The organism is Allomuricauda sp. TY007 (genome assembly GCF_010468565.1).
GTDB lineage: Bacteria > Bacteroidota > Bacteroidia > Flavobacteriales > Flavobacteriaceae > Flagellimonas.
In genome coordinates this window covers 53556-73416 of the sequence record NZ_WUEG01000003.1, presented here as the reverse complement: position 1 = coordinate 73416, position 19861 = coordinate 53556, and the positions used below count along the sequence as shown (strand labels likewise).

Here is a 19861-nt window from a genome sequence, read left to right as displayed (position 1 = left end):
GCTTAAACTTTGAATTATTAGTAGCCTGGGTTCTGAACCAAGTTAGGGTTAGAAATAATTGCTGTAGCAGGAATAGGGAACAAGTTTTTAGTGTCATCCCCAGAAACCTCTTTGTAAGACCATGGAGCGGTAAACTGTCCAAAACGGATCAAGTCGTTTCTTCTCCATTGCTCACCATATAATTCCCTTCCTCTCTCATCAATAAGGTCTTGCTCGGTAACACTTCCTAATGGAGAGGCTCCTCTTAGCGCTCTAAGTTCGTTAACCATTGCTGTTGGATCACCTCCACTTCTCAGCATAGCCTCAGCTTTCATTAGGTATGCATCGGCATATCTAAATACAATTTTGTGGTTGGCAAAAGCACCATTGGCAGGGTTGTATTTAATTACTCGAATACCAGTTCTTTCGTTGTTGCCCAACAAACCAGGTAATTCTTTGGTAAATGCCAAGGGAGCCCCAGTTCTATCCTTGTATGGATTACCGTTGGCATCGTACTGTTGTCCAATTAGGAAACCGTTACCAATACCAAAGTTGGTTCCATCAGTTGGGACAAAACCTCTTCTTTCTTCTTGACCTGACCCTGGGGTGTTCACATTTGGATCACCTTCGAACAAATCGTAAAATTCTGCAATCGTAGTAAATCCGTTCCATCCACCAGCTTGGTCGGGAACAATTTGGTTATAGTGCAAACCGTTCCAAATAACATTACCAACACTTGAAGTGGTAAAGAATATGGTTTCAGTATCCACATCATCGGTGAACAACTCAAAATAACCTTCTTGCAAGGCGAAACCTTCAGCTTCAATGTCATCTACCAAGCTAATTACTTGTTGCATATCGGAGGTTTCTGGTGTTCCGGTACCTGTAAAAATATGCTTGTTCAGGTAGAACTTGGCCAATAGCAGCATTCCAGCAGCTTTTGAAGCTCTGACCAAATCTTCACTTGGCCCTACAGATGGTAGGTCCGGAATAGCTTCGGTCAAATCTTTTACAGCAAAGTCGAAAGCTTCTGCCCTTGTCATAACCGTTGGGTTAACATCTGGGCCTTCATCTGGTGTTCTAAAGGGCACCTGACCAAAAAGGTCTATCAACCAAAACATGCTGTAAGCTCTTAAAAACTTGGCTTCCGCAGCTTGCTGAGGTGTAGGATTACTTCTACTGTCAATAATGGTAGTAGCGTTATACACATTACTGTTTTGATCGTTCCAAGTATTTTTTATCCTTTGGTGCGTTGGACTCCAGGTATGGGAATGCAGTGTTCTCCAAACCCCGTTATCTCCCCAATCTGTACCACGGGTAGGGACTACAAACTCATCTGTACTTACTTCTGCAAGAGCATATAAATTTTCTTGGCTTTCGGTTTGTCCTCTCACTGCATTGTATAGTGCAGTAAGGCTGGCACCAGCTTGGACTCCAGTAAATTCTCCACTCAAGTCGGTGAAGATGGAGTCTGTCTGTTCAATTTCCAGATCTGTACAACCAAACATCGCCAATGCGATTGTCCAGATATAAATTTTATTTAGTTTGATAGCTTTCATAGAATAATTTTTTTAAAAAGTTGCACTAATACCTAATGTAACTGTTCTAGATCTTGGGAAAGCGGTATAATCGATTCCCAAAGATGGTATGTTGTTCAAAGATTTTGGTACGTTAACCTCTGGATCAAGACCTGAATAATCTGTAATGATAAACAGGTTTTGGCCAATCAAGGATAAACGCAAACTTTGTAAGGTTCCATCTCCGCTAAGTGGCACGTTGTAGCTTAACGAGGCATTTTGCAATCTTAAGAAGTCGCCTTTTTCCAAAAATCTTGTTGAGACATCGGCAGCATTGGCGTTGGACTCACCATTGGTAAGTACATCTTGCGTTACATTTTTACCTACACCGATAATACCAGCTGTAAAGTAAGCGTTTTGTGTGTTGTTGTACACATAGAAGCCGTACTGTCCGGCAAGGAATGCGTTGAAGTCCCAATTTTTATAGGAAGCACTTGTGCTGATACCCAAGTTAACTTTTGGCAATGCACTTTTTCCAACAAACTCCTGTACATCCCCATTTGGATATACAGAGATTCCGTTTTCATCAAATCCACCAAACTCTCTTAAGTAATAAGAGAACAATGGTTGTCCACCGGCCAACAATTGAGCGAAAGCTCCGGTAAGTCCGTTACCGTTGATTTCACCTGTTTGAATTTGTCCATCGAAATCCTCTACCATGTTATCGTTGTAGGCTACGTTGAACCCAAGATTCCAATTGGCATCTTCCATTTGGATGATATCGTAGTTCATGGAAAGTTCCACACCTTGGTTAATTACTTTGGCATCTAAATTACCAAAGTAAAATGGTTGAGGTGAAGGCTGTGCCGCCTCTTGCTGAAGTAGCAAATCGTTTGTGGTTTTATGGTAAAAATCCAATGTACCGGAAAACCTGTTGTTATTTATACCAAAATCAAGACCGATGTTGGCTTGTGCTGTTTCTTCCCATTTCAAATCATCATTTGTAAAGGATTGTATCGCAAGTCCCGGTGCATTGATATTCTGGTTTTGGTCGATGCCAATACCTGCAAATCGTTGCCTTACGGTAAAGTTACCATATCCCAACCCTTCTTGGTTACCTGTGATACCATAACCTAAACGAAGCTTAAGAGTAGAGAAAGTATCTCCAATAAAATCCTCTTCATTCAATTTCCATGCAAATGCACCTGAAGGGAAGTAACCATATTGATTATTTGGTCCAAATCTAGAAGAACCATCAACTCTTAATGTACCAGTAATAATGTATTTGTTGGCAATGGAATATTCGGCTCTTCCAAAGAAAGATTGTAGCTCGTCGGTAGAATCAAAATAGTCTCCCGCAACAGCACTAATGGGAACACCTGTAGGACTAGCTACATCAAAAGTTCCAGGTTCGTCAACAAACAAACGATTTACAAAGGTTCCAGTGTTGTTGTAACCGAATTGTTGGTATCTGCCATCAAGTTGACTTTCTATGGTCGAAGTGGCAGTCCCTAAATCGGAAATCATTGAGTTTAAATCGGTAGATCCGAATCCCAATGCTGTTATATTTTTACCTGCTCTTTGGTAGCTCTGGAAAGAGTAACCAAGTAAAGCGGTCAACTTAGAATTGTCGAACTCCTTATTGTAACTAAGGGTAACATCTAAAAGTTTACCGGTTACCTCCACAGTACTTAGAGCACCTTGCCCTTGTCCAGGAGCGTTGCCAATACCAGTTGATAAAGCGGATTGGACCTGGTACTTTTCTGAACTTGAATCATCGTAGCCAACAGCAACTTTGGCCTTCAATTCATCGGTAAGACTATATTCTGCGGAAACGTTCCCCAAAAATCTATCGGTATGGGTTACATCATCGTAATAGTTCAGCAGTTGAAGTGGGTTGATTTCACTACCCCCGGTAGAAAAGCTTGTTCTTGCCGGCCAAGTAGGATTGGCAAAATAAGCAGCACCGAGCAAATCCCCTGTAGAACCTGAGTTGTTGCTAATCGCTCCGCCATCATCGTTGATTCTTGAAACGGTTAGGTTGGCATCAATCTTCAATTTGTTGTCAAAGAATCTTTGAGATGCATTGATCCTACCTGTTAACCTTTCTTGTGCATAGCCTTCTACTACACCAAACTGTTTTCCGTACCCAAAAGAAGCACGAATGTTTCCGCTCCCGTAATTTTTGGCATAGGAAAGGTTTTGGTTTTGTGAAGCCACGCTTCTAAGTATGAGGTTCTGCCAATCGGTGTTAGACCCAAAATCCAAAGCATTGGGATCCCCTCCATATTCTGGCAGTGCAGTCAAGAACTCGTTTCTGTCTAGAAGGTCAAAAGTTTTTGCGGGCGTTGAGTAGCTTAGGTTTGATGTAAACTCAAACCTTCCCTGTCCTGTTTTACCACTTTTGGTGGTAATGATCACAACACCGTTCGCACCACGGGAACCATAAATTGCCGTAGCCGATGCATCTTTCAGGATACTGATGCTCTCAATATCGTTAGGGTTAAGGAAGCTCAATGGGTTTTTGGAAGAACTTGTTCCGGTACCAACATCAGCCCCGCCTGCGGAAGTGTCCTGTCCTGTAAGAGGCATGCCATCCACAACAAAAAGAGGGTTGTTATTGGAACGAACAGAACTTGTACCTCGAATCCTAACATTAATACCAGCACCTGGCTCACCACTACTTTGAGTAATTTGTACACCAGCTGTTTTACCTTGAATCAATTGTTCGGGAGATGAAATAACCCCTTGGTTAAAATCTTCCGAAGTAACGACCGCAACGGCACCTGTAGCATCATCTACTGTAGTTTGCCCATAACCGATAATTACTACCTCGTCTAAAGCCTGTGCGTCTTCTTCCAAGGTTACATTAATGGAGGATTGTCCATTGACGGCAATTTCTTGGGTCTTGTAACCAATGTAGCTAAAAACCAATGTTGCGGCATCCTCAACATTGTTAAGGGTATAGTTGCCGTCAAAATCGGTCTGCGTACCATTGGTAGTACCTTTTACCAATACGCTTGCCCCTGGCAACGGCCCATTCGCATCCGAAACAGTACCTGATACTGTCTGAGCTTTCGCCATCCCAAAGCATAAAAATGCCCCAAGCAACAAAAAGCTTCTTAGTAGCGTAATTTTCATAAATAATTAATTTAAGTTTAGTTAATTTTAATTCAAGTGTTAAACATATATAAAAAAAAGGTTAATCTAAATTTAACTATATTGCAAAACACAACGAAAACGGTTTCGTGTTGATAACTTTAAGAAGTGTATTTTTTACAAAACTTAAACAGCTTACTTGCTTAAATCTTAAAAAGTGTATTCATAATTACGGATTCCGCAATATTGCTACTAATATAACATTTTTATTCTTTGGTTGGGGCAACTAATTCAAGAAGTGATTTTTTAAGTGGTTGTTTTGTTTTTGTTAAAAAGTGTAATTTGGTCAGTTACTTATTTTTATTTGAGTATATCCCAAAAGCATAAAAATATCTATCCCTTGAAATCAAAGATTACCTTAAAAGATATAGCCAGAGAACTAGAAGTATCCATATCAACGGTTTCCAAAGCACTTAAGAACAGTGAGGAAATAGGTAGGGATACCAAAGAAAAGATACAGGCCTTTGCAAAACTGTACAACTATAAGCCCAACAACATTGCAATAAGCTTAAAAAATAAGCGCACCAAAAATATTGGGGTTGTAATCCCGGATATTGTACATCATTTTTTTACAACGGTCATTCGGGGTATCGAGAAATATGCAAATGCCAGGGGATATAACGTTATTGTATGTCTTTCCGAAGAATCTTTCGACAAGGAAGTCATTAACATGGAAATGCTCGCCAATGGCAGCATTGATGGCTTTATAATGTCACTCTCTTCCGAAACACAAGAGAAAGGCGATTACAATCATTTAAAAGAAGTTACGGAGCAAGGCATTCCCGTGGTGCTTTTTGATAGGATCACCCATGAGGTGGAATGTGATAAAGTAATCATTGATGATAAGCTGGGCGCTTACCAGGCAACAAAAAAGTTTATCGATCAGGGAAAAAAACGAATAGCCCTGATTACTACGGATGACTATTTGAGCGTTAGTAAGGCCCGCACCAAAGGGTATCTCAAAGCATTGAAAGAGAGTCCCCTTGGAATTGACGAATCCATGATATTGAAAATGCCTTCAATGGAAATGGACGAAGAGGCCATAAAAACCTTTTTGGACAATAAGGAACCGGATGCCGTTTTGTGCGTAAATGAAATCTTTGCGGTGTGTGGTATGCGATTTGCACAGAAAAAGGGGCTAAAGATACCAGAAGATATATCTTTTATAGGATTTACCGATGGGGTGCTGTCCAAATATGCCAACCCAAGCCTTACTGTTGTGGCACAACATGGAGAAAAAATGGGCGAAGAGGCCGCAAAAATGTTGATAGATAAAGTAGAGAGCGAAGCGGAGGAAGAGACCTATCAAACCAAAATCTTGGAGCCCACCTTGGTAATCAGGGATTCTATTGCACATTAATTTAAGAATCTCTTCTTTATGGTATGAAAACAAATGGGATACTGACTTTTTTTATTGTACTCATCGTGTTATCTTCATGTAAGCAACAAACCAATCAAAAGTCGACCCCTACACCAATGAAGAAGAAACAAGTAGTCTACCAGGTATTTACCCGTCTCTTCGGAAACACCAATGCTACTAACAAGCCTTGGGGTACCATCGAAGAAAATGGAGTGGGCAAGTTTGCCGATTTCTCGGACAAGGCCCTCATCGAGATCAAAAATCTGGGCGTTACGCATATTTGGTACACAGGAGTTCCCCACCATGCCGTAATCAACGACTATACCGCCTACGGAATTTCGAATGACGACCCCGATGTTGTCAAAGGAAGGGCAGGCTCTCCCTATGCCGTTAAGGATTACTACAATGTAAATCCCGATTTGGCCACAGACCCATCAAAACGGTTGGAAGAATTCAAGGATTTGATTCAACGAACACACCAAGCTGGCCTAAAAGTTATCATCGACATTGTTCCCAATCATGTGGCGAGGAATTATAAAGGAATTACCAACCCCGAAGGCGTGGAGGATTTTGGAGCCTCTGATGATACATCCAAAGAATATGATGTAAACAACAATTTTTACTACATCCCCAATGAAGCATTTCGAGTGCCAGAATGGCAAGATGGATATTTGCCTTTGGGAGGAGATGAAAATAGGTTGGCTGACTCCAAGTTTGAAGAAGTTCCTGCAAAATGGACGGGTAACGGCTCCCGACTGGCACAACCTCATTTTAACGACTGGTACGAAACCGTAAAGATCAACTACGGAGTTCGTCCAGATGGAACCAAAGACTTTGAAGAACTGCCCGAAGCATACCGTCAAAAAGATTATAAGGCCCATTCCGAGTTTTGGAAAGACAAGACCCTGCCGGACTCGTGGCAGAAATTTAAGGACATAACCCAGTATTGGCTGGATTTTGGTGTGGATGGTTTTCGTTTTGATATGGCCGAAATGGTTCCAGTAGAGTTTTGGAGTTACCTCAATTCCAACATCAAAATGAAAAACCCAGATGCCTTTTTGTTGGCCGAAGTTTATAACACAAGTTTGTACCGTGATTATATTCATCAAGGTAAAATGGATTACCTCTACGATAAGGTAGAATTTTACGATAGCATCAAACATATAATGAAGGGCTACGGATGGACAGACCACATCCCTGTAGTACAAAAAGGAATGGCCGATATAGAGCACCACATGCTCCACTTTCTGGAAAACCACGATGAGCAGCGCATAGCCAGTCGCGATTTTGCGGGAAATGCCCAATTGGGAAAGCCGGCAATGGTAGTTTCAGCTACCATAAGCACCTCGCCCATCATGATCTATTTTGGGCAAGAAATTGGTGAGCCCGCAGAAGAAGATGCAGGCTTTGGCAGCCCAACACGAACTTCAATTTTCGATTATATCGGGGTGCCGCATCACCAGCGATGGGTCAACAACAAAAAATTCGATGGCGGTCAATTATCGGAAGAGGAGAAAAGTTTAAGGGATTTCTATAAACGACTTTTGAATTTCACTATAAATAGTGAAGCTTTGATGGGTGGGTATCAAGAGATTCATTTTTACAATAAGGACAACACGGAAGGATACGATCACAGAGTATTTTCCTATGTAAGATGGTCCGCCGGGGAAAAACTAATTATCCTATCCAATTTTGATGGACACAAACACTATTCCCTTGACTTTAAAGTTCCCGAAGATGTTATTGCCAACTGGCAATTATCGAATGGGGAGTATTCATTGACGGAGGAGTTGTACGGAAGGGTTAAAAAGAAGATGTGCGTTAACAATGGACAAGGCCAGATACACTTGGAACTAGAACCGCTTCAATCCTATATCTTTAAGGTAGGGAATTGATGTTTTTCGTTTGCAAATCGTATTTTTAACCATCAAAACCAACCCAAAATGAAGAAAAACTTACTTGTAGCTATTACAGTTGCCCTACTTTTAACTAGTTGCGAAATGACAAAATCAAAACCATTGGTGATAGGCCACCGAGGAGCTATGGGCCACGAGACCGAAAACACTTTGGCATCGGTTCAAAAAGCGATGGACCTTGGTGTTGATATGATAGAAATTGACGTGTTTAAAATTGATAGCGGAGAAATCGTTGTTTTTCATGATGAAACGGTGGACAGGCTGGCCAATTCCGGCGGAAATATTGAAGAATACAATATTGTTCAACTAAGGCAACTCACTTTGGATGGCGGACACAAAATCCCAATGCTCCAAGATGTGTTAAAAAAAATCAATAATCAGGTTGCTCTAAATATCGAGCTTAAAGGAGCCGGAACAGCCGATAGAGTCAATCATATTGTCAACTATTATATCGAAAAAGAAGGGTGGAGCCCCGAAAACTTCGTAATTTCAAGTTTCAAATGGGATGAGCTCAAAGCCATGAGAGCGAAAAACAAGGATATAAAAATTGCGGTTTTAACTTCCGAAGATCCACTCGAAGCAATTGAAGTGGCCAAAGAACTAAAAGCAGTGGCGATAAACCCCAACTTTAAAACACTTACCAAGGAAAACGTAGCAAAAATCCAGGCAGAAGGGTTAAAAGTATACACATGGACGGTAAACGCACCCGAGGACATTCAAGAAATGACTGAGTTCGGGGTTGATGGCATCATTACCAATTATCCGGAACGTGTGAAATAATGTTAGACGTCATAATTGTAGGAGGAGGCGCAGCAGGATTTTATGCAGCAATTCAAATGGCGGAACTTTCGCCAGAACTGGACATTGCCATTTTTGAAAGAGGCAAAACCGTACTTTCCAAAGTAAAGGTTTCGGGAGGCGGCCGTTGTAATGTGACCCACGGAGAGTTTTCACCTAAAGAATTGGCAACGAACTACCCAAGAGGGGAGAAGGAGCTTTTGGGTCCGTTCCATAAATACGCTCCAATAGATGTTATGTCCTTTTTTGAAGCGCGTGGAGTCTCTCTCAAAATAGAAGAAGATGGTCGCGTATTTCCCAAAAGTGATTCTTCCCAGAGCATAATCAATTGTTTGGTAGGTGAAGCTGAGCGATTGGGTGTACAAGTTTTAAAAAACAGTGCTGTAAAGGCAATAAGCAAAACCGAAGAAGGCTGGCAGGTAACTACCATGAACAAGCATTATCAAACCAAAAAACTAATGCTTGCCACGGGCAGTAACCCTAAAATATGGAAACAATTGGAGAATTTGGGCCACCATATTGTTTCGCCTGTACCTTCCTTATTCACATTCAATATCAAGGACAAAAGAATTCAAGGCATCCAGGGCATAAGCACCAATGCTACTGTTGAAGTAATGTCCAAGAAAACCTTCAATACGGACAAAAAATCGTTAAACCTAAAAAGTAAGATTAAGGAAGATACCGTACTTTATGCCGATGGTCCACTTTTGATAACCCATTGGGGTTTGAGCGGCCCCGCCATTTTGAAGCTATCCGCTTGGGGAGCGAACATCCTGCACGATTACAATTATTCTTTTAGAATAAAGGTAAACTGGTTGCCCGATTATAGCACGGAATCCATGGAGGCATACCTCAAGGAACTCAAAGATGTAGAGGCCAAGAAAACCGTGATGCGTACCAATGTGACCGAACTTCCGAAACGTTTGTGGAAACGTTTGGTGGAAGCGGCCGAAATTGAACCTGAAGAGCGCTGGGCAGACATGAGCAAAGAACAATTGCAAGCCTTGGCGGGGCAATTAACGGCTTCATCATTTAAAGTAGAGGGGAAGAGCACCTTTAAAGAAGAGTTTGTCACCGCTGGTGGTGTTGACTTAAAGGAAATTAATTTTAAGACTTTTGAGAGCAAATTGCATCCCGATCTCTACTTTGCGGGTGAAATCATCAATGTGGATGCCATTACCGGAGGGTTCAACTTTCAAAATGCATGGACAGGAGCCTATATTGCCGCCCAGGCCATTGCCTCCTAAAAATTAGTGCAATGCTAAAGCAATCCAAGCAGCTATAGCAGCTCCCAAAATGGGCCCGATTACAGGAACCCAAGCATAGTTCCATCCATTGTGCCCCTTGTTTTTTAAAGGCAATAGCGCATGAACAATGCGAGGCCCCAAATCCCGTGCTGGATTAATGGCATACCCTGTTGTGCCTCCCAAGGATAAACCTATGCCCCAAACAATTAAAGCTACGGGCAAGGCTCCCAACGAACCTAGGCCAATAATTGCATCGTCCGCGGAAAGCACCGCATCCGTAAAGTAAAGCACAGAAAAGACCAAAACAAACGTGCCCAAGATTTCGGAGAACAGATTAATAAATGTATTTGGGATTGCCGGGGCCGTACAAAAAACACCTCTTTTTACGCCCCCATCCTCGGTGGCATCAAAATGCTCTTTATTAACGAGCCAAACGCAAAAAGCGGCAAACATAGCCCCAATAAACTGTGCTAAAATATAACTTGGAGCCTCGCTCCATGGAAATTCTCCTGCAACAGCCAGTCCAATGGTAACTGCGGGATTAATGTGCGCACCGCTGTGCGGCCCAGCCACCACAACACCAGTATAAACGGCAAAAGCCCAACCCGTAGTGATCACAATCCAGCCAGAGCCGTTGCCGTAAGTTTTTTGTAGGGATACGTTGGCATTTACGCCACATCCGAGTACCATCAATAAAAAAGTGCCTACAATTTCAGAAACAAAAGGGGTCATATAAAGGAAAGTTAGTGTTTATGTTATTTGAAAAATTAAGGGTTCTCCGTCCAAAATTCAAGTGCCTTAATGGCCTTGTACCACTGTTTTATGCCTTCTTCAATGGTTTTGCGTTCTTTGGTAGGGTTAAAATGCACATCGGTCTGCCAAATATCTTGGATTTCCTCTGGACTTTCCCAATACCCAACAGCCAATCCTGCCAAATATGCGGCACCCATCACTGTGGTTTCCACAATCTTGGGCCTTACGGTAACGGTGTTCAATACATCGGCCTGAAATTGCATCAGCATATCATTTACGGTTGCTCCGCCATCAACCCGCAATTCTTTTATGGAAATTCCCGAATCGGCTTCCATGGCTTTTAGAATATCCATGGTTTGGTAAGCAATGGATTCCAGAGCGGCACGCGCAATATGTGCATCGGTACTTCCACGAGTGAGTCCAAAAATGGTTCCTTGGGCCTTTTGGTTCCAATGTGGGGCGCCCAAACCGGCAAAAGCGGGAACAAAAACCACCCCGTCCGAACTATCCACCGAACTGGCCAGTTTTTCCACTTCCGAAGATGTTTTGATAATATTTAAGCTATCACGAAGCCATTGCACCACAGCTCCGGCAATAAAAATGCTTCCTTCGAGTGCGTAATGAGTTTTTCCATTGATTTTCCAAGCTACCGTGGTAAGGAGATTATTTTCGGAAACTATCGGTTTTTCGCCAATGTTCATCAACATAAAGCAACCTGTGCCGTAGGTGTTTTTGACCATGCCCTTTTTTGTACACATTTGCCCAAACAAAGCCGCTTGTTGATCTCCCGCAATACCAGCGATCGGTATGGGAGTAGCGAATAAATTTGGAGTGGTGTGTCCATAGACTTCACTGGATTGTTTTACTTCGGGGAGCATACTCTTGGGAATGGTCAGCAGTTCTAAAAGTTCATCGTCCCAATCCATGGTATTGATGTTGAACAGCATGGAGCGGCAGGCGTTGGTCACATCCGTAATGTGAAGCCCTCCATCCGTCATTTTCCAGATAAGCCACGAATCAATGGTTCCGAGTACCAAATCACCGGCCACTGCTTTTTCCCTGGCACCTTCCACATTATCCAAAATCCATTTCACTTTGGTACCCGAGAAATAAGAATCTATCACCAATCCGGTTTTTTTGCGGATCAAATCAGATTTTCCTTCTTTCTTTAGTTTATCGCAGTAGTCAGCTGTCCGCTTGTCTTGCCAAACAATGGCATTATAAATGGGTTCTCCTGTTTTTTTGTTCCAGACCACAACGGTTTCCCGCTGATTGGTAATGCCAATGGCGGCCATTTGGGATGCTTTGAGTCCTTTTTTGCTTACAGCTTCTGCGGCCATTCCCGCTTGGGTGGACCAAATTTCATCGGGATCGTGCTCTACCCAGCCTGGTTTTGGGAATATTTGTGTGAATTCTTTCTGTGCTACGGAAATAATGGTTCCCTTTTTGTCGAAGACCACGGCACGGGAACTGGTGGTACCTTGGTCCAAGGCAAGGATATATTGATTCATTTTATTAATTTATGTGCGTTTGAATTTACTAAAATAAATTTGAGTTCTGAATCGATTATTATGGGCAATACATTTATAGGACTACTTAGGGGAATCAATGTTAGCGGACAAAAGAAGATAAAAATGGCGGAGTTGCGTAGTATTTTGGAAGCTACTGGACTAAAAAACGCAAAAACATACATCCAAAGTGGTAACATTGTTTTTGATAGCGATCAGGTTGATAAAGACATACTTCAAGAAAAAATTGCGGCAACCATCCATCAGCATTTTGGGTTTGATGTACCGACCTTGGTGGTTAAAAAGGAAGATGTGAAAGCTATTTTGGAGACTAATCCTTTCGCAAGTAAAAGTGAAGAAAATAAACTGTACTACGTTTTGTTCAAAAGTACTCCAAAGGAGGATTTGGTTAAGGAGTTCAATCAACTTCATTTTGAAAATGAAGGATACCATATCACGGACAAATGCGTGTATTTACTTTGTAAAAACGGCTATGGCAAAGCAAAGCTCAATAACAACCTTATTGAAAAGAAGTTGAAGGTAGAGGCGACTACCCGTAACCATAAAACCATGTTGAAACTTTTGGAAATGACTTCGGGCTAGGGATTGAGTTCCCAGATTTTGTAATTGAGTGCAGCAGCAAATCCAACCCATAACACGTAAGGAACAAGTAATAAAGCAGCAGGTTTGCTAATGACCTTGAACCATTTTATGGTGAGTATGATCATTGTTAGTAAAGCCAAAATAACCACCATGCCCGCAAGTGGATTTTTTAATCCGAAGAAAACAATGCTCCACAGCGCATTGAGCAACAACTGAAAAACAAAGTGGTACAGGGCAGTCTTTACCCAAATATGGTGGTAGCCTTTGGACCAAACAATTCCTGCGGCAATTCCCATCATAATGTATAGGGCAGTCCAAACAGGAGCAAAAAGCCAGTTTGGAGGTGTAAAGGATGGTTTGTTGAGGCCAAGATACCAGTCGTTTACCGAGCTTTGGGTGGCTATGCTGGAAAGGAATCCAATGGCAAGGCAAATCAAAACACAGATGGTTATATAAACAATTCTTTTTTTCATGGTCGGTGCAACTCCAACGAAAATAAGAATTTATTTCAATCCGACGCCCAGTACGCTTCCCCCTGCTTATATTTGTCCAAAATATCCATTCCAAATGACGGAAAAAGATTTTTTGCCAGGCGTCTATCAAAAATTGCTTGATAACGGCAAAGTAACTTGGAAAGCGCCCAGCAATATTGCTTTGGTAAAATATTGGGGAAAAAAACCCGTTCAGATTCCTGCCAACCCATCCATTAGCTTTACGTTGGATGCTTGTGCAACAACAACTTCCGTTTTGTTTGAGAAGAAGGATAACAATAAAGCGCTTTCTTTTGATTTACTTTTCGAAGGACAGCCCAAGGACGATTTTAAACCAAAGATTCACACTTTTTTGGAGCGTGTTGAGAAGTATGTACCTTTTTTGAAGGAGTACCACTTCATAATTGAAACCTCCAATTCCTTTCCGCACAGTAGCGGGATTGCGTCATCGGCAAGTGGAATGGCAGCTTTGTCGATGTGCTTGATGGATATTGAAAGACAATTAAACCCTGCAATGGATGATGCCTTGTTCCACGCAAAAGCTTCGTTTTTGGCGCGATTGGGATCGGGAAGTGCATGTAGAAGCATCAAGAGCAGTTTGGTGCAATGGGGAGCACACCAGAATATTCCCAACAGTTCCGACTTGTACGGTGTGGAATATCCGTTTGAGGTAGATTCGGTTTTTAAAAGTTATTGCGATACGATTTTGTTGGTACACAAAGGACAAAAACAGATCAGTAGCACGGTGGGGCACCAATTGATGCATGGACACCCATATGCCAAAAACCGATTTCAACAGGCATTTGATAATCTGGACAAGTTAAAATCCATTTTAGCAAGTGGCAATCTGAAAGAATTCATCACAGTGGTAGAGAGCGAAGCACTGACCTTGCATGCCATGATGATGACCAGTATGCCCTATTTTATGTTGATGAAACCCGATACCTTGGAAATCATCAACAAAATTTGGCAATATCGGGAAGCGACCAAAACGCCAGTATGTTTTACACTCGATGCCGGGGCCAATGTGCATTTACTTTATCCGGAAGCAGACAAGGAAAAAGTTTTGGATTTTATAAAGGATGAATTGATTGAACATTGCGAAAATGGACAATACATTCATGATCGAGTAGGGTCAGGAGCCATTAAAATAAATGCTTAAAAATGAACAGCTAAGCCGTTTTTTTACGTTCTTTGCCAAGATTTTAGACCATGGGAACAGGTTTTTATAGATAAAATCGGTTTGTTTATCGAATTTTATCAAAAATTAAACAAAATTTGTTTGTATCTTAGTAGTATCATATGAAAGGTCCATTATTTTATTCCAAGATTCTATTGTTCGGGGAGTACGGCATTATCAAAGACTCCAAAGGGCTTTCAATACCCTATAATTTTTTCAAGGGAGCACTCAAAAGGGACAAGAACGATTCCGAAATGGCCCAGTCGTCCAACGAAAGCCTCATGGCTTTTGCTGAATACTTAAAAAAGCTAGAGAGTGAAGAACCAAACTTGGTTTCTTTTGATATCGAAGCTTTGGAAAAAGACGTTGCGAACGGAATGTATTTTGATAGTTCTATTCCACAGGGTTATGGAATAGGGAGCAGTGGTGCATTGGTCGCTGCTATTTACGACCGCTACGCAACGGACAAAATCACGGTTTTGGAAAACCTGACCCGAGAAAAATTGCTTCAATTGAAGAAGATTTTCGGGAAAATGGAATCTTTTTTCCATGGGAAATCCTCAGGATTGGACCCTTTGAACAGCTATTTGAGCTTGCCGATTCTTATCAATTCCAAAGACAATATCGAATCCACCAGTATCCCTTCACAAAATACCGAAGGAAAAGGTGCGGTTTTCTTGTTGGACAGTGGTATGACGGGAGAAACCGCCCCCATGGTACAACTGTTTATGGAAAACATGAAGCAGGAAGGTTTTCGTAATATGGTGAAGAACCAGTTTGTAAAGCACACCGATGCTTGTGTAGAGGATTTTTTGAACGGTAATGTAAAATCGTTGTTTGGCAACTTGAAACAACTTTCGCACGTGGTGTTCGATCACTTCAAACCGATGATCCCATCCAAGTTCCACCAATTGTGGCAAAAAGGAATCGAAACCAACGATTACTACCTTAAACTTTGTGGTTCTGGTGGTGGCGGATATATTTTAGGTTTTACCCAAGACTTGGAAAAAGCCAAAAAAGCACTCAAAGGCCATAATTTGGAGGTAGTGTACAACTTCTAAAAGCAAATCCATGCTTAGTAGAAAAAACAAACTCTTGCTTTTTAAGCTGTTGAGTCTGTTTTCTGTGGTCAGAGGTTACAATATTCTTGTGATTACCTTGGCGCAATACTTGGCTTCCATTTACATATTGGCGCCCAATATTCCTCTACGCAAAGTTGTTTTGGACTTAAATCTATTCCTGATCGTTACCGCGTCTGCACTTACCATTGCGAGCGGGTATATCATCAATAATTTTTACGATGCCGAGAAGGATTTGATCAACAAGCCCACCAAAAGTATGTTGGACCGTTTGGTGAGCCAGCGTTTTAAACTGACTACCTACTTTATCCTCAATTTTTTGGCTGTTTTTGCCGCGAGCTATATTTCGTTTAAGGCAGTCCTGTTTTTCTCTGCTTATATTTTTGGTATTTGGATTTACTCGCACAAACTAAAACGTATCCCTTTTTTGGGGAATTTGGTATCTTCTACTTTGGCCATTGCCCCATTTTTTGTGGTATTTGTGTACTATCAGAACTTTCAAACGGTGATTTTTGTGCACGCCGTTTTCTTGTTTTTGTTGATTTTGGCCCGCGAAATGATCAAAGATTTGGAGAATATGGCTGGCGATATGGCCCAGAATTATAAAACCATCCCCATTATTTATGGACCAAACGTATCAAAAACCATTATTTCTCTGCTTATTGTCCTTACTTTGTTTCCCGCTCTCTTGCTCATCGAATCGTTCGATGTAGGCTATATGTACCTCTATTTTATGGCCTGTATCGCCCTTCTGATTTTATTTTTGATTCTATTGTGGAAAGCCAAGGGAAAAAAGCACTACGTTTGGCTGCACAATATTATCAAGTTCATTATTGTTGCAGGGGTTTTCAGTATTCTTTTGGTCGATGTGGATGTGGTGCTGAACCGAATTTTGTAATTCTTTGTTCTTTAGGTTTTTTGGAACTTAAAAAGAGTACATTTGCAAAAAAATCGACTGATGGCGAAATCAGACAACAAGGGCAGAAGGCCTTCAAAAAACTTCAAGGGCGGCGAAAGAAAAAAACCGTTCAACAAAAATTTTTCCTCAAGACCAAAGCAGAACGCACCGCGTAAAACATCCAATCCCGATGAAATTCGGTTGAACCGCTACATTGCCAATGCGGGCATTTGTTCCCGAAGGGAAGCAGATACCTATATTGCCGCTGGAAATGTTACGGTAAACGGAAAGACGATTACCGAGATGGGTTTTAAGGTAAAACGTTCCGATGACGTCCGTTTTGATGGGAAACGACTCAGTTTGGAAAAAAAGGAGTATGTTTTACTGAACAAGCCCAAGAACTTCATTACCACAACAAGTGATGAAAAGGGACGCCGTACCGTTATGGAGCTGATTTCCAGTGCTTCGAACAATCGTTTGTTGCCCGTGGGTCGTTTGGATAGAAATACTACTGGGCTTTTACTGTTCACCAACGACGGAGACCTCACCAAAAAATTGACCCACCCCAAACATAACGTGCGTAAAATCTACCATGTGCATTTGGACAATAATCTAAGTTTGGCCGATCTCCACAAAATTGAAGCTGGTCTTGAATTGGAAGATGGCCCAATTACCGTGGATAGTGTAAGCTACATTCAAGGAGCGCCAAAACGTGAAGTAGGGGTGGAGATTCACAGCGGACGTAACCGCATTGTGCGCCGTATTTTTGAGCATTTGGGCTATAACGTGACCAAGCTGGACCGTGTTATCTTTGCTGGGCTTACCAAAAAAGATTTACCACGAGGCCATTGGAGACATTTGACCGAGCAGGAGGTAATCAATTTGAAGAATATAAAGTGATCCCTTTAGGGATTATAGGGCAAGAGGGAAATGCTTGTCCGATTACCAAAACAAATTCAACACTAGAAGTGAAGTCATCTAACCTATTTCAACACTTCTGAACTAGCTAGTGAACACCCTATTTGTGTTGACGGATTTAAATCACCGATTAAACCAATACGTAAACTTGAGCGTCAACGACCATAAATTTCCTTCGAGTGGCGATAGTTGCTCGTTGTTGTTAAACACCAAAAACAGGTCGGAGGCAGGGGCGTAGCGCCATTGCAATCGGGAGTTGATGCCAAAATTTTTGTTTTGTTCGTTGTACTGAAACAGCGTGTTCCAAAACAGTTTGTTGGTAAAAGTAATGTCGGCCTCAGTGCCTACAAGCCAAAAATCGGTAGTGTACCATGGTTCGGGCAAATCCAGATTATTGTAGCTAAGTCTAGCACCCAAGCTCACGTAGGGTTGAAAACGATAGCCTAATTCCGCATTTATATTGGTACGATAACCACTTGAAAAATAGCGTCCCAACCGCGTAGTGAAATTATAGGTAAACAAACTTTTAGGACGTGAATTATATGAAATATAAGCCCCGTTCCAGTGGTGTTGTGTACCGGCTGCCAACTCCTCTTTGCCGGTATTGGTGGGGTCGAAAGGGGCCAAAAGCTGTACGTATTCGTTAAACACATCTACCCCCAAAGAGCTACGGTCCAAAAAGTTGACTGCGTATCCTAGAATGGATACATAATCCGTAGACTTCATGCTTGGGTTGAAATAATAAAAACCTGTGTATTGAGGACCATGGCTCACTACTTTATCGCTTGCGGGCAAAAACAGATACCCTACGGAACCTTCCAGCTTGATATAATTGTTTCGCGGTACAAAACCCACTTCGGAGGTAAAATTTGAGGAAATATACTCCTGTTGCACGCGCCAGTTCCAATTTCGGCTGCTGTATTCCAAATGAGCTCCTTGTGCCAAACCGTTATAAGAGGGGTCGGGTCCAAAGGATTTGAGCATAAATACCTTTCCGTTGTACTTGTTATCGGCAGATGCCAAGTTGTACTCTAATCCTAAATTTCGATTGAATTTGGTGTATTCGGTTTTTAGGCTGTCAGCCATAGCTTCGTAGTCCAAGGATTCCTTGTTTACAAACATCAAACCAATATTGGATCGGGAAAAGACCTTTTGTTGCAGCGAAAGCACCGCAAAGTTTTGACTGGGAAGACCTGTTTCGTCCATTTTTTCGGTTTGCATGTCCATTAAGCCCAAACGGAGGTTTCTATTAAGGTTTCCACTTACCCGGGCACCTGCAATAATGGGGACGCCCAGTCCTATCCTGCGTGAAAAGAAAGGTCGGATTTCATCGTACCCAAAACTGGCAAAGAGGTCGGCATTTTCAAGGAAAAATTGCCGTCTCTCTGGAAAAAAGAGCTCAAACCTGGTTAAATTGGCCACTTGTCGGTCAGCTTCAACCTGAGAAAAATCCGGGTTGATGGTCAGGTCCAAATTCAAAGAGGAAGTAAGCCCCAATTTTACATCGCCCCCAACTTTAAATTCGTTATCATAACTGATGTCTTCTATGCTCGAATTGCCCACAGTGCCCAGTACGTAGGGGATAATGGAGTAGTTGAGCCCCTGTTTTGGTGGCGGATTGTCCCAGACCATAGTGCCGGTATAGGCCAAAGAGGCAGTAGGGAACTGTCTTGGGATGGGCGTCCAGCTCGATTTTTCATTGGTACTCAAATCCAATCTGGAAAAATTAACGCCCCATTCCGTTACGTTTTTTTCGTATCTGATGGATTTAAATGGAATGGCCATTTCCACCACCCATTTATCCTCATAATTCTGTACTTCGGACACCCATTTGCTATCCCAGTTGAGGTCTATGCTGCCCCCATTGGACATGGTGCCGTCCCACTGCGCCCCATAGGCGTTGGCACCAAAGCTGAAACCCGTGGTCTGGTTGTTAAAAGGGTCCATGAACAACAGAAAATTATCGTTGCCGCCAAAAGAGAAGTCCCTACGGAGCGATTCTACCACATAGGTATTGCCGGGCGTTTTAAAAAAAGTGGCCAAGAGGTAAAGTTGCTTGTCATCATAAGCCATTTTTACTTCCGAGGGTTGTGTGGCCTTGCGATCGTCCATGGGCAATACCATAAAAAAGTCCTTGGCAGTTTCTGCCTTTTGCCAAGTGGCTTCGTTGCCAATACCATCTATGGTAAAGGTTTCGTTGGTTTTGAATAGGTGGATTTTGTAATCGGCATTCTTCTTTTGGGCTAACGAAAGCGTACAAAAGAGCATGGTAAAAGCCAAGATAACGGGGGTTGAAAAGTGTCGGTTGATCATTGCTTGTTTAGTAAGGTAAATGTAATAATTTACCTTGAATTTTAACAATGAATCAAAACAGAGGTGTCTGTATTATTGAAAATTATAATATTGCCAAGTAAATTTTTATAAAGTGCGCAAATAATCTATGCTTTGGAAAGTC

15 protein-coding genes are annotated in these 19861 nt (G+C 41.9%); 9 read left to right on the top strand and 6 right to left on the bottom strand.

Translation table 11 applies throughout. The features are described 5' to 3' along the window. Positions 1-17: 17 nt before the first annotated feature. Both GO009_RS03745 and GO009_RS03740 read right to left on the bottom strand, forming a co-directional pair. Entirely contained in the window at positions 18-1538 is a 1521-nt protein-coding gene (locus tag GO009_RS03745; RefSeq protein ID WP_163624879.1) for a RagB/SusD family nutrient uptake outer membrane protein, read from the bottom strand. A gap of 12 nt (positions 1539-1550) precedes the next feature. Beyond that, on the bottom strand, positions 1551-4637 hold the full coding sequence (locus GO009_RS03740) for a SusC/RagA family TonB-linked outer membrane protein (protein ID WP_163624878.1): 3087 nt from the start codon (positions 4635-4637) through the stop codon (positions 1551-1553). Between the two features lie 358 nt (positions 4638-4995). Here GO009_RS03740 and GO009_RS03735 point away from each other — a divergent pair, with 358 nt between their 5' ends. The 4 genes from GO009_RS03735 (at position 4996) to GO009_RS03720 (ending at position 9976) form a co-directional block, all read left to right on the top strand. Beyond that, positions 4996-6015, top strand: a complete 1020-nt coding sequence (locus GO009_RS03735) for a LacI family DNA-binding transcriptional regulator (protein ID WP_163624877.1) — start codon at positions 4996-4998, stop codon at positions 6013-6015. A 116-nt stretch (positions 6016-6131) separates the two neighbouring features. Then, positions 6132-7910: an alpha-amylase family glycosyl hydrolase gene (locus GO009_RS03730; protein ID WP_239057376.1), complete on the top strand. Its 1779-nt coding sequence runs from the start codon at positions 6132-6134 to the stop codon at positions 7908-7910. A 48-nt stretch (positions 7911-7958) separates the two neighbouring features. Then, positions 7959-8711, top strand: coding sequence for a glycerophosphodiester phosphodiesterase family protein (locus GO009_RS03725; RefSeq protein WP_203532314.1), 753 nt, complete (start codon positions 7959-7961; stop codon positions 8709-8711). Then, positions 8711-9976, top strand: coding sequence for an NAD(P)/FAD-dependent oxidoreductase (locus tag GO009_RS03720; RefSeq protein WP_163624875.1), 1266 nt, complete (start codon positions 8711-8713; stop codon positions 9974-9976). The genes GO009_RS03725 and GO009_RS03720 overlap by 1 nt, the downstream gene beginning before the upstream one ends. A gap of 3 nt (positions 9977-9979) precedes the next feature. On the opposite strand, the gene GO009_RS03715 is transcribed toward GO009_RS03720, so the two are convergent. After that, on the bottom strand, positions 9980-10708 hold the full coding sequence (locus GO009_RS03715) for an MIP/aquaporin family protein (RefSeq protein ID WP_163624874.1): 729 nt from the start codon (positions 10706-10708) through the stop codon (positions 9980-9982). Between the two features lie 35 nt (positions 10709-10743). Then, complete coding sequence (gene glpK / locus GO009_RS03710) at positions 10744-12240, bottom strand: glycerol kinase GlpK (protein ID WP_163624873.1); 1497 nt, start codon at positions 12238-12240, stop codon at positions 10744-10746. A gap of 60 nt (positions 12241-12300) precedes the next feature. On the opposite strand from glpK, the gene GO009_RS03705 reads away from it, so the two are divergent. Next, positions 12301-12840 (top strand): DUF1697 domain-containing protein, encoded by a 540-nt coding sequence (locus GO009_RS03705; protein ID WP_163624872.1) that lies wholly within the window; start codon positions 12301-12303, stop codon positions 12838-12840. Here GO009_RS03705 and GO009_RS03700 read toward each other — a convergent pair. Beyond that, positions 12837-13313: a TspO/MBR family protein gene (locus tag GO009_RS03700; RefSeq protein WP_163624871.1), complete on the bottom strand. Its 477-nt coding sequence runs from the start codon at positions 13311-13313 to the stop codon at positions 12837-12839. The two genes, GO009_RS03705 and GO009_RS03700, sit on opposite strands and share 4 nt — an antisense overlap. Positions 13314-13407: 94 nt before the next feature. On the opposite strand from GO009_RS03700, the gene GO009_RS03695 reads away from it, so the two are divergent. The 4 genes from GO009_RS03695 (at position 13408) to GO009_RS03680 (ending at position 17388) form a co-directional block, all read left to right on the top strand. Continuing rightward, positions 13408-14493, top strand: coding sequence for a diphosphomevalonate/mevalonate 3,5-bisphosphate decarboxylase family protein (locus tag GO009_RS03695; RefSeq protein ID WP_163624870.1), 1086 nt, complete (start codon positions 13408-13410; stop codon positions 14491-14493). A gap of 140 nt (positions 14494-14633) precedes the next feature. Next, entirely contained in the window at positions 14634-15572 is a 939-nt protein-coding gene (locus GO009_RS03690) for a mevalonate kinase (RefSeq protein ID WP_163624869.1), read from the top strand. A 10-nt stretch (positions 15573-15582) separates the two neighbouring features. Continuing rightward, entirely contained in the window at positions 15583-16488 is a 906-nt protein-coding gene (locus tag GO009_RS03685) for a geranylgeranylglycerol-phosphate geranylgeranyltransferase (RefSeq protein WP_163624868.1), read from the top strand. A 60-nt stretch (positions 16489-16548) separates the two neighbouring features. Beyond that, positions 16549-17388, top strand: coding sequence for a pseudouridine synthase (locus GO009_RS03680; RefSeq protein ID WP_203532312.1), 840 nt, complete (start codon positions 16549-16551; stop codon positions 17386-17388). Between the two features lie 141 nt (positions 17389-17529). Here the strand turns inward: GO009_RS03680 and GO009_RS03675 are convergent, their stop codons facing one another. Continuing rightward, positions 17530-19719, bottom strand: a complete 2190-nt coding sequence (locus tag GO009_RS03675; protein ID WP_163624866.1) for a DUF5916 domain-containing protein — start codon at positions 19717-19719, stop codon at positions 17530-17532. Between the last annotated feature and the right edge of the window lie 142 nt (positions 19720-19861).

What these genes read in the sequence shown, in the direction of transcription:
- GO009_RS03745 (WP_163624879.1), bottom strand. Translation starts at nt 1,538, where the DNA reads ATGAAAGCTATCAAACTAAATAAAATTTATATCTGGACAATCGCATTG.
- GO009_RS03675 (WP_163624866.1), bottom strand. Translation starts at nt 19,719, where the DNA reads ATGATCAACCGACACTTTTCAACCCCCGTTATCTTGGCTTTTACCATG.
- GO009_RS03690 (WP_163624869.1), top strand. Translation starts at nt 14,634, where the DNA reads ATGAAAGGTCCATTATTTTATTCCAAGATTCTATTGTTCGGGGAGTAC.
- GO009_RS03705 (WP_163624872.1), top strand. Translation starts at nt 12,301, where the DNA reads ATGGGCAATACATTTATAGGACTACTTAGGGGAATCAATGTTAGCGGA.
- GO009_RS03695 (WP_163624870.1), top strand. Translation starts at nt 13,408, where the DNA reads ATGACGGAAAAAGATTTTTTGCCAGGCGTCTATCAAAAATTGCTTGAT.
- GO009_RS03720 (WP_163624875.1), top strand. Translation starts at nt 8,711, where the DNA reads ATGTTAGACGTCATAATTGTAGGAGGAGGCGCAGCAGGATTTTATGCA.
- GO009_RS03715 (WP_163624874.1), bottom strand. Translation starts at nt 10,708, where the DNA reads ATGACCCCTTTTGTTTCTGAAATTGTAGGCACTTTTTTATTGATGGTA.
- GO009_RS03725 (WP_203532314.1), top strand. Translation starts at nt 7,959, where the DNA reads ATGAAGAAAAACTTACTTGTAGCTATTACAGTTGCCCTACTTTTAACT.
- GO009_RS03685 (WP_163624868.1), top strand. Translation starts at nt 15,583, where the DNA reads ATGCTTAGTAGAAAAAACAAACTCTTGCTTTTTAAGCTGTTGAGTCTG.
- GO009_RS03740 (WP_163624878.1), bottom strand. Translation starts at nt 4,637, where the DNA reads ATGAAAATTACGCTACTAAGAAGCTTTTTGTTGCTTGGGGCATTTTTA.
- GO009_RS03680 (WP_203532312.1), top strand. Translation starts at nt 16,549, where the DNA reads ATGGCGAAATCAGACAACAAGGGCAGAAGGCCTTCAAAAAACTTCAAG.
- GO009_RS03730 (WP_239057376.1), top strand. Translation starts at nt 6,132, where the DNA reads ATGAAGAAGAAACAAGTAGTCTACCAGGTATTTACCCGTCTCTTCGGA.
- GO009_RS03700 (WP_163624871.1), bottom strand. Translation starts at nt 13,313, where the DNA reads ATGAAAAAAAGAATTGTTTATATAACCATCTGTGTTTTGATTTGCCTT.
- glpK (WP_163624873.1), bottom strand. Translation starts at nt 12,240, where the DNA reads ATGAATCAATATATCCTTGCCTTGGACCAAGGTACCACCAGTTCCCGT.